This is a genomic window from Paenibacillus shirakamiensis (genome assembly GCF_017874255.1).
Taxonomy (GTDB): Bacteria; Bacillota; Bacilli; order Paenibacillales; family Paenibacillaceae; genus Fontibacillus; species Fontibacillus shirakamiensis.
This window is the reverse complement of the sequence record NZ_JAGGLD010000009.1, coordinates 47579-61376: the sequence shown is the minus strand read 5'-3', so window position 1 is coordinate 61376 and position 13798 is coordinate 47579. Positions and strand designations below refer to the sequence as shown.

The following is a 13798-nucleotide window of genomic DNA, read 5'->3' as shown; positions in this document are numbered from 1 at the left end:
ATTATCCTCGTATCTTTTTATTTGGGTTGCTTCACTAAATACTGACTATATTGAAAAATACGTTCCAGCGATTTTCTGCGAATATGCGGTTCATCGAATTTCATCGGCTTGGCATTGGCTTCAAAGAACCAAATCTTGCCCTCTAGGTCCACGCCTAAATCCATCGACATTTCTCCAAGATCATGACCCGAGGCACTTTCAATTTGTTTGGCTAAGAGCAGTGCTCCCGATTTCACACGGGTCATTAGACTCGGTGTCTCTTCCGCCCCGAACACGGGAGCGAGTAGTTTCTCAGGATCCTCTACGCTGCCGCCTTGGGGAACATGCGTAGTGATGCGGCGGGGGCCTGCGAGTCGTGCCCCAATTCCAGTCACCACCCACTGACCTTTTCCGGTCTTCTGAACCAAAGCGCGCAGATCGAAAGGTCTGCCTTCATGCGCTACGAGCTCAATTCCTTCTTGCACGATATAGAGGGTATCTTTCATTTCCACCTTAATTCGTTTCCACAGTATAGAGAGATTGGGCGCTTTAATGACCGTGATTTTGGTAGGAGACTGAATGGTTAGTTGGAACGGATTACGTTGATCTTGTACGTACTTTAACTTCATGATTCCCTTACCGGCCTTGCCACTCTCTGGCTTCAGGTAAAGACTCGTATAACTTTGAATCATCGTACGTAGCGCACTAAATCCTGTGAGTTTGCGTGTAGCGGGAACGAAGGATTTCGTTGAACGGGATTTCTTTAACCACGCGAACAGCTCCCATTTATTGAAAAAATAAGGGTTATACAGATGAATCTTAGGATGCTTAAGGCAGGCTTTAATCTTCTGCTGTACCGCAGATTTTTCCTCATGTTGACGCAGCGGAATACGATTGTAGATTACGTCAGGCAAAGGGAACCATTGCTCCTGCCATAGCTTTTTCTCCGGAACAAAGGTATAGCCCAGGACGCGATTGCTGTTCAGGTTAAGATCTCTTGCAGTCAGAATATAGACGGGAATGTCCATCTCTCTTCCCGTTTTGACGATATCACGGAAATTTCTGCGGTTGCCCTTGAACGATTTCAATTTATCATGGGTGGTCAATATCGCAATCACAGGTTTGTGTTCTTCGGGCGTCCAGCCGCTCATGGTTCTTCCCTCCTCCGGAACTTGCTTAAATAGAGACAGTGTTCCAGAATGTGTTCGACAGAGGCTTTCCCTTCGGAGCGAAGAGAAGGATGCTTGAAGATGGAGCGGCCCGGCTTTGCATTCGCTTCGAACATCCATATGCGTTCATCTTGATCGATTCCAAAATCGAATCCAAGCTCCCCGATCAGATGCTGGTCTCGTCGTTCGATAGCTTCGGCAATGACGACCGCTGTCTGCTTGGCATTACGCAGAACCTCTTCTCCGCGAGTACCAAAGGTTCGGCTTAGCGCTTGTTGAGGGGTAAGTAATGAACCTCCATTTTTTAGATGAGTGGTCACGCTTCCCCGGCCAGCCTTTTTGGCTCCTACACCGACGACAACCCACTGATTTTTCCCATTCTTATGCATGTGGAACCGGAAATCCAGCGGGCATCCATCGATCTCAATCAATCGAATGCCTTGCTGCACTACATAGCTTTGGAGTCCACGTCCGTGGCGAGCTTGTAAGGTCTTCATTAGACTGTTAAAGGTTGAGAAACGCTGAAGCACATTGCCTGAACTTTTGCGATATCTGGCATAGTATCCCTTTTTAGGAACATACGATAAGCGGTAGATGCCATTACCCAGACTACCTGCGGTAGGCTTGTAATAGACAAAAGAATGACGCTCTAGCATATCTTTAATCTTATCGGGATCTGGATTCATATGAGATTCAGGAATGTACTGTGAAGCAGCGCTATCATTCTCAAGCAAGCGATAAATATCGGATTTATTGAAGAAACTCCAATTGAAAAACGGAATTTTTTTACGGATAAAACGCTCTCTCAGTTGATTAATAGAAGAAGAGAAATCATTTCGTCTACTCGGCAGACGATTATAGACTACATCAGGCAAAGGAACCTTCTTTCGGGTGAATCGGTCATGATCGCTAAGGAAATATCCATTCACCGTCTCTTCGGTCCAATTGATATCTTTAGGGGTAAAGGCGAAGATATAGGATTTATTTTTACCCTCTCTTAGCAACTGACGAATGAATCCTGTACGGGCCCCAAAGGGCTGCAATAGGGAAGAGCTGTGTCCATCCGACAGAACGCCTATTAGTGGACCAAGTTGAACTTCCCCCTCATCCAGATTACGGAGGTACACCCCGCCTGATTTTGGGATTTTGATCCCCTTTCGAATTCCCGAAGCCAAGTACAGATGGTTCCCAGGTTTGCTAATGGATTTCACAGTCGCTGGGATCTGTTCGCCCCCTAGTCTGATTTTCACTGATTTTTTGCCCGAAAGCTTGAGACTTTTCATCAGTGAGCCAGAGACATAGACGATCTTTTGAGGTTGCTTCGTGAAATGTACGTTGCAAAAGGTCATGCTCATGTAGTTACCCTCCTAAATTGTCGAAGCCATAAATAGCGGGCGTATACCACCGGATTGTCTACCGATTGTTGAGCGCACTTAAGGTCTCCGATTTGAAAAAAAGCGGAACGTCCTGGCTTAGAGTTGACTTCGATAATCCATAGTTGCGCATCCCGGTCAATCCCAAAGTCGATGCCGAGTTCAGCCAGTCTACCAAAGTGACTTTCGAGCTGTTCGGGAATGTGAGCAGAGAGTTCAGTAAGCTTAGCTATAAGTGTGCTGGCTGTATGAGATCCGAATTCTTTAGCAAGATATTCACTCGCGCCCGTTGCTGTACCGCCCCCGTGCAAATTTGAGGTAATGGAGCCAGATTCACCGATCCTCGCGGCCATTCCGGTTAAGGTCCAACGGCCTTGATCGTTCTTTTGCATGAGCACACGGATATCAAACGGCTGTTGGTCTGTGTTGGAAAGTTCAAGATAAGGCTGCAAGATGTAAGATCGGTCTCCGATGAAGGTATCTAGGAATTCTTCTGCCGAGGACAAGTCAGCAAATCTACGCTGAAACGGAACATTATTAGGGTCTCTTCCATCTACTCGGATGGATTCAGATCCGTCTCGCAATACGCGAAGTGTTCGTTTGCCGTGTGTCCCACTATGGGGTTTGAGGAACACCCCTTGGGGATGACGACGAAGCCTAGATTGCAGCTGGGATGTATGCTTGAACTTCACAGTCTCAGGCAAGTGGGGAGACAGCATGGATAGGCGATTTAAGCACTGATATACCGTCCATTTTCCAGATAGGCCCCGAGCAAGATAGTGAAGAGGGGTACGGCCATGCATAGCGGCTAAATACTCCCGTGTTCGATGCACATGCTTAGCGTTTTTATAATTCATGCGATCATAGATAATGTCTGGCAGCCGGCTGGAGCCGTGAACCCATTGGCCTCGTGCATACGTATAACCGTCTAACTGATTCAGAAGCCCGGTAACATGTTCTGGACTGAAAACGACCACCTGCACACCATGCCTCTTCCCCGCAATGCTAAGTCGTTTGCAAAATAAGGACTCACTAAAGGGAGGCGAGCTTTGCTTTTCACTTACCATCACACCCATTAAAGGAAGGTCTGCCTGCTGTCTCACACTGTCTCCCTCCTTCATGAGCTGGATAAGTAAGAGGCATAATCGAGCATACGCCTTACAGAAGGTCGGATTTTCCCCATAGCTAGTGGGGTATTATCATTTTTAGATGGCTTGGAATTGACTTCGATCAGCCAGATTCTACCGCTGGTATCCATAGCCAAATCAATGCCTAGTTCACCAAAATGGGCGTGGATATGTTGATCAATGCCATCTGCCAGATCGAGTGCTGCTTTTTTAAGACGAACCGCAGCTTTAGCTTTGATATCAGCGGGAAAATGGGTTTTAGCCATCGCCTCTTTTACGGTACTAAGCGTGCCGCCGCGAGCTAAATTGGACACAAAATGATGGGTTCCCGCCGTTCGAGCTACAATAGAAGTAATCTCCCAAGCACCTGTTCCGTTCTTTTGTACCAAGGCGCGGAAATCAACAGGTCGACCACTTAGATCAATTAGATTCAATCCCTGCTGAATTTGATAGCGAGTTGTCTTCATCTTCCCAGACAGGGAAGCGAAGAGTTTGGTGAGATTCTCGTAATTTTGCCTGCGTGTTCCTCCAACTTGCGTGGCTAGCGTCTGATAACTGCCCTCAGGATTGCGGGAGATACGGATAATTCCTTTTCCCAAGCTGCCTCGTGTAGGTTTGAGGAACACGACCGGATATCGGCTGCACATCCCTTTTAGCATGGCAAAGTTACGAAAGAGATGAGACTCGGGTAAGTATTTTAGCAGGGAGGGGTCCGCCTTGAGGGCATCGAACACTTCCGTCTTATCGAGGAACTTTTCATTGAAAAAGTGGCTGCCATAGCGTGATTTTACTTCTTTCATAAAATGCTGTACGCTAGGTTTGTTCTCCAGTTTGCGCGAAGTAAGCCGGTTATAAAATACATCGGCGGCAGGCATCTCTGCCTGATGCCAGCCTTCTCCATAAATCCAGCCGTTGACTTTGGAAGAACTGCTGCCAATATGGCTTGGTGTGAAGAAATACACATAAGCACCCTGCTTCTGGCCAGCATGAACCATTTCTCTGCAGAACATCGTGATGGATCCAAACGGTTTGTCAGGCAAGTCTGGATCGTCCCGGCTGATTAGGACTCCAATCAGTGGGCCAAGTCTTAGGCCAGATCCAGACTGATAGGACAAATGAAGTGTCGGTTTCGAGACAATGCCCATCTTTCGGGCTAACCCTTGACTGAGGCGAAGACCGGTATATTTGGAGAGGGATAGGACTCTTACCTTTTGTTTGAAAGACCCAAAGGTCAGTTGTAAGGGATAGTTCGTAGGGATTCTCCATCGTTTCACTAGGGCTTCCCCTAGAACCAGACAGTCTTCTTCAAGCAGACCAGGGTTCATAATCTGTACCGATACTTTTTTGGAGGACATAGAGTGGATCTCCTTCCAACCGCAACTGAGATGGAATGTATACAGAACAGATGAACGATAGGATTCGCATTCATTCGGACTGCAAGCGGGTCATCTGCGGAATACATGTAATTCACTATATGAGGACATTTATCCCTTGGTGATTGACCCAGATTTCTAATTTGAGGAGGAATATTACAATGACAATTCATGACAAAGCGCACGAGCTAGCTAGAGCACTGAAGGAAAGTCCCGAGGTTCAAGAGATTACGGAAGCGGTCAAGCTTATCGATGGGGATGCTGAAAGCAAAAGAATGTTGGAAGATTTCCGCACACGTCAGAACGATATTCAGCAGCGATTAATGTCTGGAGATATGCCAAATCCAGAAGAGATGGAACAAATGGAGAAATTGTTCGAAGTCCTCAGCATGAATCCAAGCATTCATACGTTGTTTGAGGCGGAGCGCAGACTCAGCCTGATCATTCAAGATGTGAATAAAATTATTTCGGATAGCTTGGAGCATCTATACGGAGCAAACGTTTAGAAGTTGAGAAGAAATTTTCTTTGAACTTGTCTCATATTTCAGAACTCTACTCATAGAATAGATATATAGATTCTGAGAGTACAAAGGAGCTGCTGATATGAAACGAACTAGCAAAGGAAAACATGTATTATACCTAATAGCTGCACTAGGCATGCTGATGTATGCGCTCCCCCTGATCTCTATTCGACCTGAAGCAGGATGGGTATCCATATTTGGATGGGTATGGGCAGCCTTTGCTTTTCTAGTGATTGGTGCCCATCTCCACTTCTTGCTTGGGGTAGATGCGGACAAGCAGAGGGCGCTGGATCAAGTGCGCAAAGCGAAACTTCAAGAATGGCAGAAGAAATGGAGTCAAGATACTCACCGCCATCAAGGTGTGGAGTGACAAAGTGAAGCTCTGCTTCGATAGGGTCATAGTAGGAATCGAAGGCATAAGAATAGAAGAAGAGCACCCGGAGTGATAGACTCTGTGGTGCTTTTTTGTGATGTGAAAGTAAATAGAAATATGCATTCTTAGGAATTGTAAAAAATTTTAAAAATAGAAATGTTTAACAATTAATAGAAAGGTTTAAAATAGAACGAGAGTTGAAATTCGAGGAGGCTATAATAGCGCATGTTCAAACGTATGGATGAGATTGCAATTGAAATCCCCGATGTAGAGAAACCGGACCCTAATGCAGCAGCAGCTATTCAGGAATTGTTAGGCGGTAAATTCGGAGAAATGTCAACGTTGAACAATTATCTATATCAATCCTTTAATTTTCGTTCCAAGTCCAAGCTTAAGCCTTTCTATGACTTAGTCATGAGTATCACGGCTGAAGAACTAGGCCATGTGGAACTTGTCTCACATGGAATTAATAAATGCCTAAGAGGTTCAACGGCTTATAAAGAACCCGATGATACACCATTAGGTTCGGCTAAGGACGCCCGCTTGTCTTATCATTTTCTTGCAGGTGCCCAAGGAGCGATGCCGTTTGATTCCATGGGAAATCCTTGGACAGGCGCTAACGTCTTCAACAGTGGGAATCTCGTAGAGGATCTGTTACATAATTTCTTCTTAGAGTGCGGGGCCAGAACTCACAAAATGAAAGTCTATGAAATGACAGATCATCCAGCAGCTAGAGCCGTAGTTGGCTTCCTATTAGTGCGTGGAGGAGTGCACGTCGTGGCATATGCGAAAGCATTGGAAATCGCAACGGGAGTGAATGTTACCAAATTGGTACCGGTTCCATCGCTTAGCAACAAAGCCTTTAATGAGGCCCGCAAATATGAAGAAAAAGGTGTACACACCAAATTATATACATGGAGCGATAGTGATTTTAACGCCATCGATCAGATTTGGAAAGGAACACATCCTGAAGATGGGCTTCCACTTGAAGTAATACAAGGTGCTCCTAAAGGATTCCCGATTCCAGAAGCTCCTGCACTTGATGAAGAATTTGCTCCAGGGATTTCCGCAGAAGATTTCAAAGAAATTGCCAAACGCCTTAAAATGGCCGGCAATATAAACGATTAGATTCCCATTTTCATATTAGACATAGCAGAAGCACAAAGGCCCTTGAGTCATCAAGGGTCTTTTTATGTTCTATTGGAACTTTTCATCGGTAGTAAGATAGAAAAATCAGAATGAAGAAATTATTTTTCAAAAAAATCTCAATTTCTAAATCTGTAATTGGAGACATGTATCGAGTCATGTGCAGTTCAAGTATTTTTTTGATATATTAGGCAGTATAATGAATACAGAGTGATACAGATACGGACAGGAGGTGTAACAGTTGGAAGGGCATGAAGAATCCATAACTAAGCATGAACAACTACTTCAACATATCGAAGGACTCAAAATTGGCACTAAAATTTCGGTGCGCAAACTAGCGAAGGAATTAGGTGTTAGTGAGGGCACGGCTTACCGGGCTGTAAAAGAAGCAGAGAACTTAGGCATCGTCATTACCAAGGAGCGAATCGGAACCGTTCGAGTGGAGAAGAAACCTCGTAATATTACGGATCAGCTGTCATTTGGGGACGTCGTGGACATCGTGGAAGGGCATGTGCTCGGTGGTGCTGAACAAGGGCTGCAAAAGACTTTACATAAATATGTAATCGGCGCTATGAAAATTGATGCGATGGCCCGTTATATTGATGCGGGAAGTCTGCTAATTGTAGGGAACCGAGAGGATGCCCACGTTCTCGCCTTGGAGCAAGGTGCAGGGGTTCTAATTACGGGCGGTTTTGGTACGAGCCGAGAAGTCAAACATTTGGCTGACAAATTGTCCTTACCTATTATTTCATCACGTCATGACACCTTTACAGTTGCATCTATGATCAACCGTGCGATTTTTGATCGACTGATTAAGAAAAAGATGCTGTTAGTTGAAGATATTGTGGTTCCAAGACCTAAAGTGAGTACCCTTAAAGTAAACAGTAATGTAGCAGATTTTGAAGACATGTCTAGAGATACGGGATATCAGAGATTCCCTGTTATAGATGAATGGAACCGTGTTATTGGCATTATTAGTCGCCGTGATATTGAAATCGCAGAAGCTCCGCAAGACACTATTATTGAAAAGTTGGTTAATCGTAATCCCATTACAGCAGGGCTACAGACTTCACTAGCTTCAGCAGCTCAGATCATGATGTGGGAAGGGATTGAATTTCTACCGATTGTAGATCGAAATCGAAAATTAATTGCTGCAGTAACAAGGAAGGAAGTCTTGCAAGCTATGCGGGATGCGCAGAATCAACCCCAGCTTGGAGAGACCTTTGATCATTTAATGTGGAATGGTTTTGCAGAAGATCGAGGTGAGGATGGAAAGCTATTTTTCCATGGATTTATCACGCCCCAGATGTCTACCAATATGGGCACGATTTCTCAGGGCGTGCTGACAACCTTATTGACGCAGTCAGGTCTTACGACCGCAAGAGATGTGAGTGGACATGACTATATTGTGGATCATATCACGACGTATTTCTTACGTCCGGTGCAAATCGAGAATGCAGTGGTCATTCTGCCTACGATTCTAGAGCTCAGCCGAAGAACCTGCAAACTCGAAATGTCCATGACCCATCAGGATCAGTTGGTGGCTAAAGCCATTATGACTTTGCAATCCATTGATCATGCTTAAGCATATTCTGAGGTGTTTTCTCGGAAAATCTATGGGCGCTGACGTGAATACAGGGTCAAATTACGAAGTCCTGCGAAAATGTTAAAAGCACCCAAAACGAGGAATAAAGCACCGATGACTACGCGCAGGGTGGACCCACTGAAAATGAACATTTGGATAAGGGCAAGGGAGATCAGCATGGCGCCCATGCTTACATTCATACGGGCTCCGCTGACGCCGCGCGTATGAGCGTCCAAGGAACGTCTAGATTTGAAGCTGAAGAACAGAGAACACACACAGGCAATGATTAGTGCGGCATACAGAACATATTCGATCGATTGAATCATGAATCATGGCAGCCCCTTTTACATAAGATCAGAACGGTCTTCGGCTCATTGTATCATGAAAATTTAGCTTCGGACATAGGGTTTGACCTCAATCCAGATCTGGAGCGAGCCCTCGCTTACAAGCATGGTTTTAATTTGGACGGCGTATTCCTTGTCACGTACGGTGTATACTTTTCGGTTCAAGAAAGTTCGGGCCATCTTGGCATCTGTATCAATCTCGAATATGCTTCGGCCGCGCATCACTTCTAGCTCTTCTTGTAATTTCTGAACGACTTGCTTTACGGCAAGGCTATCCAGTGGAGGGTCACGATCCTCCACTCTGATTTTGATGGATCTTATAATACTTTGACGTGTCGTGAATTTTTTCATCGTTTTCATTTCATCTTCAGCTTGATGAAGCTGAATTTCAAGGTCTTTATTCTGAACCCACAATTGGTTGAAGCTATAGTGAAATACTGTGTTATAGACCACCGCTCCGATGATCATCCCCAGAAGGAATAAGGCGGCTACCCGTATGCCTCTGCGCAGACTTATGCGCCATGCGCTGTCCCTATTCATCCTTTTCCTCCACAGACCCATTTCACCAGTTCCGAACCCATATGCGCGCCCATAAAGGCGGAGAGTAAGAATAACACCTGTTTGATAACTGGAGATAGATTCCCATCAAAAAAGTTACTCTCGATCACTCTCATCGGGTCAATGGTACCCCCTATAGCGGCGGCCAAGGCCCAGATTTTGATACGGTCCGATATATCTAGCATCGTCTGGGTTGGAGGTTGCAAAGAGATGACCGCACCGATTCCCCCCAGCATCGATCCTCCAATGACAATGCCCAGAGCGACAAAGAAATCCATTAATGCCTTACTTATAAATGCTGTCATTGTGGCAAGCCCCCTTCCATGAATTAGCAACCTTTGGCACATATGCCTGTCTATTGCATTCTATGGGCTTATCCCAGTGGTCTATGATAAAATATTTATTATAGAGAAAATAAGATTAGACCTTTCATATAGATGAATGCAGTGAAGATTTCTTGAACAAGAAAGGAAGCAGGATATGGACGATTTTGTACATCTACATGTACACAGTGAATACAGTCTGTTAGATGGTGCAGCGCGGCTAGAAGATCTAGTGAAGACAGCGGCGGGATTCGGGATGAAAGCCTTGGCTCTTACCGATCATGGAGTGATGTATGGGGCGGTGCCCTTTTATAAATATTGTAAGGCGCAAGGGATCAAACCGATTATTGGTTGTGAAATGTATTTTACCGCGGGATCTCGCAAGGAACGGGGAACTCGAAAGGATCAGCCAATCTATCACCTGATATTGCTGGCCAAGAATGTTGCCGGTTATCGGAATCTCATGAAATTATGTTCGATTGGGCATTTGGAGGGATTTCACTACAAGCCCAGGATTGATTGGGAAGTGCTTGAACAGCATAGTGAGGGGATCATTGCTCTTAGTGCTTGTCTAGGTGGCGAAGTTCCTCAGCAGTTGCTGCACGGGCATACTGATGAAGCCAAGAAGGCGGTGCTGAGGTTTCAAAAGGTATTTGGAGATGATTATTATATCGAACTTCAAGACCATGGATTGCCTGAGCAAAAACGGGTGAATCCGCTTCTCATTCAGCTTGCAGAAGAGTTAGATGTCCCGCTTGTAGCTACAAATGATGTCCATTATTTGCAGCAAGCATCTGCAGAGGTGCAGGACGTACTCATTTGTATTGGTACAGGCAAGACCACAGAAGATGAAGGTAGATTTAGAATACCAACCGATCAGCTATTTATGAAAAGCGGTCAACAGATGAAAGCGTTGTTCCCCCATATACCGCAGGCCATTCAGAACACACAGGTCATCGCTGATAAAGTTGAGCTGGAACTGGAGTTTGGTAAGCATATTTTGCCCGAATATCGTCCTATTCCGGCAGATCTGAGTGCAGAGAGCTACCTTGCTGACCTGTGTAATAAAGGTTTGGTTGCTAGATATGAGAACACGGAACGATGGATTAACCCGGAGACACGTGAAGAACTAGAGCAGCGTCTACATTATGAGCTGGATGTTATCGGGCGTATGGGATTCTCGGATTATTTCCTCATCGTCTGGGATTTTATCGCGTATGCTCATGAAAAGGGTATTGCCGTAGGGCCGGGCCGGGGATCGTCGGCAGGAAGTTTAGTAGCGTATGTTCTTCAGATCACCGATGTTGACCCGATGAAATACAATCTATTATTCGAGCGATTCTTAAATCCAGAGCGGATTTCTATGCCGGATATTGATATCGACTTTAGTGATGAGCGAAGAGATGAAGTAATCGCCTATGTGGTGGACAAATACGGCTCCGATCATGTTGCGCAGATTATTACGTTTGGCACCATGGCGGCTCGTGCCGCCGTACGGGATGTAGGTCGCGCGTTAAATGTACCGTTTGGGGAAGTGGACAAGGCCGCCAAGCTGATTCCAGGTAATCTAGGAATGACGATCTCAAGAGCACTCGAAGCAAGCCCGGATCTTAAGAAGTTATACACGGATCAACCTAGAATTCATAAGCTTCTAGATATGGCGCTGCAAGTTGAAGGGATGCCTCGTCATGCTTCTACCCATGCGGCAGGGGTGGTTATCTCCAGAGACCCACTAACGGATGCCGTTCCATTACAAGAAGGTAGCGAGACCACCGCACTTACGCAGTATTCTATGGAGAATTTGGAATCGATAGGCCTTCTGAAAATGGATTTTCTCGGTCTGCGCACGTTATCGATCATCGAGCGTTGTCTAAATTGGATTGAAGAGCAGACTTCGCGCAAGCTTGATTTTCATGACATACCCGATTTTGATGCACAGACTTATGCTCTGCTTGGAAAAGGGGAGACGACGGGCGTCTTTCAGTTAGAATCTGCGGGTATGCGCCGAGTTCTCAAAGATTTGAAGCCTTCTGTGTTTGAAGATATCATCTCAGTCTTAGCCCTTTATCGCCCAGGCCCGATGGAATTCATTCCAAAGTATATCAGTGGGAAGCATGGACTTACCGCTGTTGATTACCCACATCCAGATTTAGAGCCGATTCTTGCAGATACGTATGGGATCATCGTATATCAAGAGCAGATTATGAAGATTGCTTCGTCGATGGCAGGATTCTCTTTGGGTGAAGCGGATCTGTTACGTAGAGCTGTATCAAAGAAAAAGCGTGAGGTACTGGATGAACAACGCACCCATTTTGTTGGGGGTAGTCTTGCTCAGGGCTACACAGACCAAGACGCCAATTCAGTGTATGACATGATCGTACGTTTTGCAGATTACGGCTTTCCCCGCGCGCATGCGGCGGCTTATGGGGTATTAGCTTTTCAGACAGCGTATCTTAAGGCTCATTATCCTGTTCATTTCATGGCTTCCATGCTCACTGCTGTCATGGGTAATCACCGTAAAGTAGCGGAATATATCGTGGAATGCCGCCGGATGAAGATTCCGGTTCTTCCTCCCGATGTGAATGAAAGTCGGGTGTATTTTACACCTCAGCCCCCGAAAGAAGAAGGACAAGCAGGAATCATTCGTTTTGGACTTGCGGCAATCAAAAATGTAGGTACGCAGGCGATGGAGACCATTTTAGAAGTACGGGCAGAACGACCTTTTGATAGTTTGTTAGATTTTTGCAGGCGGGTAGATCTTAGGGTCTGCAATAAGAGGGTCATTGAATCCCTCATTCAGGGAGGGGCTTTTGATCACCTTCCGGGGCACCGTGCTCAATTGTTAATGATGCTGGACGAGACGGTTGAGGCAGCGCTGAAGTGGCGCAAAGAACGGGATGATCTCCAGATTCAACTGTTTGATTTCGTGGAGACTCCAAATTGGGATATTGAGTATCCCGAGATTCCAAGGCTAAGCAGTCTACAGCAGTTAGATTATGAGCGTGATTTGTTGGGACTGTATTTATCGGGTCATCCCTTGGATGACTACGATTCTCTGTTAGATGGGGAAGGAATCGATCGTCTCATGAGTCTAAATGAAGCTCCCGATGAACATAAGACGATTGTGGCGGGCATGGTAGTCTCCATCAAGACCATTACCACGAAGCAGGGCAAGGCGATGGCGTTCCTTGAACTTGAAGATCAGATTGAGCGAGCCGAGGTAGTCCTCTTCCCCGAGGTGTGGAATCGCAGCCGTCCTCACATTGAGAAAGGCGCCTTACTTGCGCTGCGAGCTACGGTGCAGCAGCAAGATGAGGGCTTCAAGCTGTTGGCCGACGAAGTCGCCCAGCTTAGTGAAGCCTCGCTCGCGCAGCTGGCGCGGCGTCGCGCGAGCCGCACCCCGGCGGCCGCTCCGCGGCAGCCCGCGGGTGCGGTAGGCACGGCTGCTTCGCCGCCGCGCCAAAAGCCGCTGCAGCAGGCTATGCCTGCAGCGGCAACGCAGGGCGCTGCGCAGCCACAGGCTCGCAGCGTAGAGCCGAAGACCGCGGCGAAGCAGCGTGTCTTCATCAAGATCACAGCGGAGGCCGAGCAAGCGGCCCTGCTGGAACAATTGAAGGAGCTCTTAGAGCAGCATCCCGGGCCTTTGGCCACGGTCCTCTTTTACGAGAGCTCCCAGAAATTGCTCGCGCTCAGCGAACGATACCATATCAAGCCTTCGCCCGAGCTCATTCAAGAGATCGAACAACTGCTCGGACCCGAGACGGTGCGGGTCAAATAAATCCATATAACCCTGTATACCTCTTAGATCGGTGATGTACAAGCAAAAGAGAGGCAGATTTGGCTTCGAGTGGAGCCTTGTCTAGCCTCATCTGTTGCGGGTAAAATGGACATTATGGTATCATTACTCTATTATATGGGCTGGAAACT

General features: G+C 46.3%; 12 protein-coding genes. 5 read left to right on the top strand and 7 right to left on the bottom strand.

The features are described 5' to 3' along the window. Positions 1–17 precede the first annotated feature (17 nt). From J2Z69_RS17720 to J2Z69_RS17705, 4 genes are read right to left on the bottom strand one after another with little or no spacing between them, the layout of a single operon-like run. Positions 18–1130, bottom strand: coding sequence for a YheC/YheD family endospore coat-associated protein (locus J2Z69_RS17720; protein ID WP_209865805.1), 1113 nt, complete (start codon positions 1128–1130; stop codon positions 18–20). Then, the gene (locus tag J2Z69_RS17715) at positions 1127–2503 is read right to left on the bottom strand and encodes a YheC/YheD family endospore coat-associated protein (RefSeq protein ID WP_209865802.1); all 1377 of its coding nucleotides are present in this window, start codon (positions 2501–2503) and stop codon (positions 1127–1129) included. Before J2Z69_RS17715 ends, J2Z69_RS17720 begins: the two co-directional genes overlap by 4 nt. Then, a complete protein-coding gene (locus J2Z69_RS17710; RefSeq protein ID WP_342591619.1) occupies positions 2500–3624 on the bottom strand; it encodes a YheC/YheD family endospore coat-associated protein in 1125 nt (374 codons plus the stop codon). Before J2Z69_RS17710 ends, J2Z69_RS17715 begins: the two co-directional genes overlap by 4 nt. 14 nt (positions 3625–3638) lie before the next feature. Beyond that, entirely contained in the window at positions 3639–5003 is a 1365-nt protein-coding gene (locus tag J2Z69_RS17705) for a YheC/YheD family endospore coat-associated protein (protein ID WP_209865797.1), read from the bottom strand. Positions 5004–5182: 179 nt separating this feature from the next. Between J2Z69_RS17705 and J2Z69_RS17700 the strand changes: the two genes are divergently transcribed. The 4 genes from J2Z69_RS17700 to J2Z69_RS17685 all read left to right on the top strand — a co-directional run bounded on the left by J2Z69_RS17700 (position 5183) and on the right by J2Z69_RS17685 (position 8646). Further along, a complete protein-coding gene (locus J2Z69_RS17700) occupies positions 5183–5527 on the top strand; it encodes a YlbF/YmcA family competence regulator (RefSeq protein WP_209865793.1) in 345 nt (114 codons plus the stop codon). Positions 5528–5624: 97 nt separating this feature from the next. Then, complete coding sequence (locus J2Z69_RS17695) at positions 5625–5912, top strand: hypothetical protein (protein ID WP_209865789.1); 288 nt, start codon at positions 5625–5627, stop codon at positions 5910–5912. Positions 5913–6140: 228 nt separating this feature from the next. Next, complete coding sequence (locus J2Z69_RS17690; RefSeq protein ID WP_209865786.1) at positions 6141–7043, top strand: manganese catalase family protein; 903 nt, start codon at positions 6141–6143, stop codon at positions 7041–7043. A 259-nt stretch (positions 7044–7302) separates the two neighbouring features. Then, a complete protein-coding gene (locus J2Z69_RS17685) occupies positions 7303–8646 on the top strand; it encodes a DRTGG domain-containing protein (protein WP_209865783.1) in 1344 nt (447 codons plus the stop codon). Between the two features lie 29 nt (positions 8647–8675). On the opposite strand, the gene J2Z69_RS17680 is transcribed toward J2Z69_RS17685, so the two are convergent. The 3 genes from J2Z69_RS17680 to J2Z69_RS17670 all read right to left on the bottom strand — a co-directional run bounded on the left by J2Z69_RS17680 (position 8676) and on the right by J2Z69_RS17670 (position 9853). Continuing rightward, positions 8676–8972, bottom strand: coding sequence for a YtpI family protein (locus J2Z69_RS17680; RefSeq protein WP_209865780.1), 297 nt, complete (start codon positions 8970–8972; stop codon positions 8676–8678). A 63-nt stretch (positions 8973–9035) separates the two neighbouring features. Further along, positions 9036–9530, bottom strand: a complete 495-nt coding sequence (locus J2Z69_RS17675; protein WP_209865777.1) for a sporulation membrane protein YtrI — start codon at positions 9528–9530, stop codon at positions 9036–9038. Then, on the bottom strand, positions 9527–9853 hold the full coding sequence (locus J2Z69_RS17670; protein WP_209865774.1) for a YtrH family sporulation protein: 327 nt from the start codon (positions 9851–9853) through the stop codon (positions 9527–9529). Before J2Z69_RS17670 ends, J2Z69_RS17675 begins: the two co-directional genes overlap by 4 nt. A 175-nt stretch (positions 9854–10028) precedes the next feature. Here J2Z69_RS17670 and J2Z69_RS17665 point away from each other — a divergent pair, with 175 nt between their 5' ends. Continuing rightward, the gene (locus J2Z69_RS17665) at positions 10029–13649 is read left to right on the top strand and encodes a DNA polymerase III subunit alpha (RefSeq protein WP_209865772.1); all 3621 of its coding nucleotides are present in this window, start codon (positions 10029–10031) and stop codon (positions 13647–13649) included. Positions 13650–13798 lie beyond the last annotated feature (149 nt).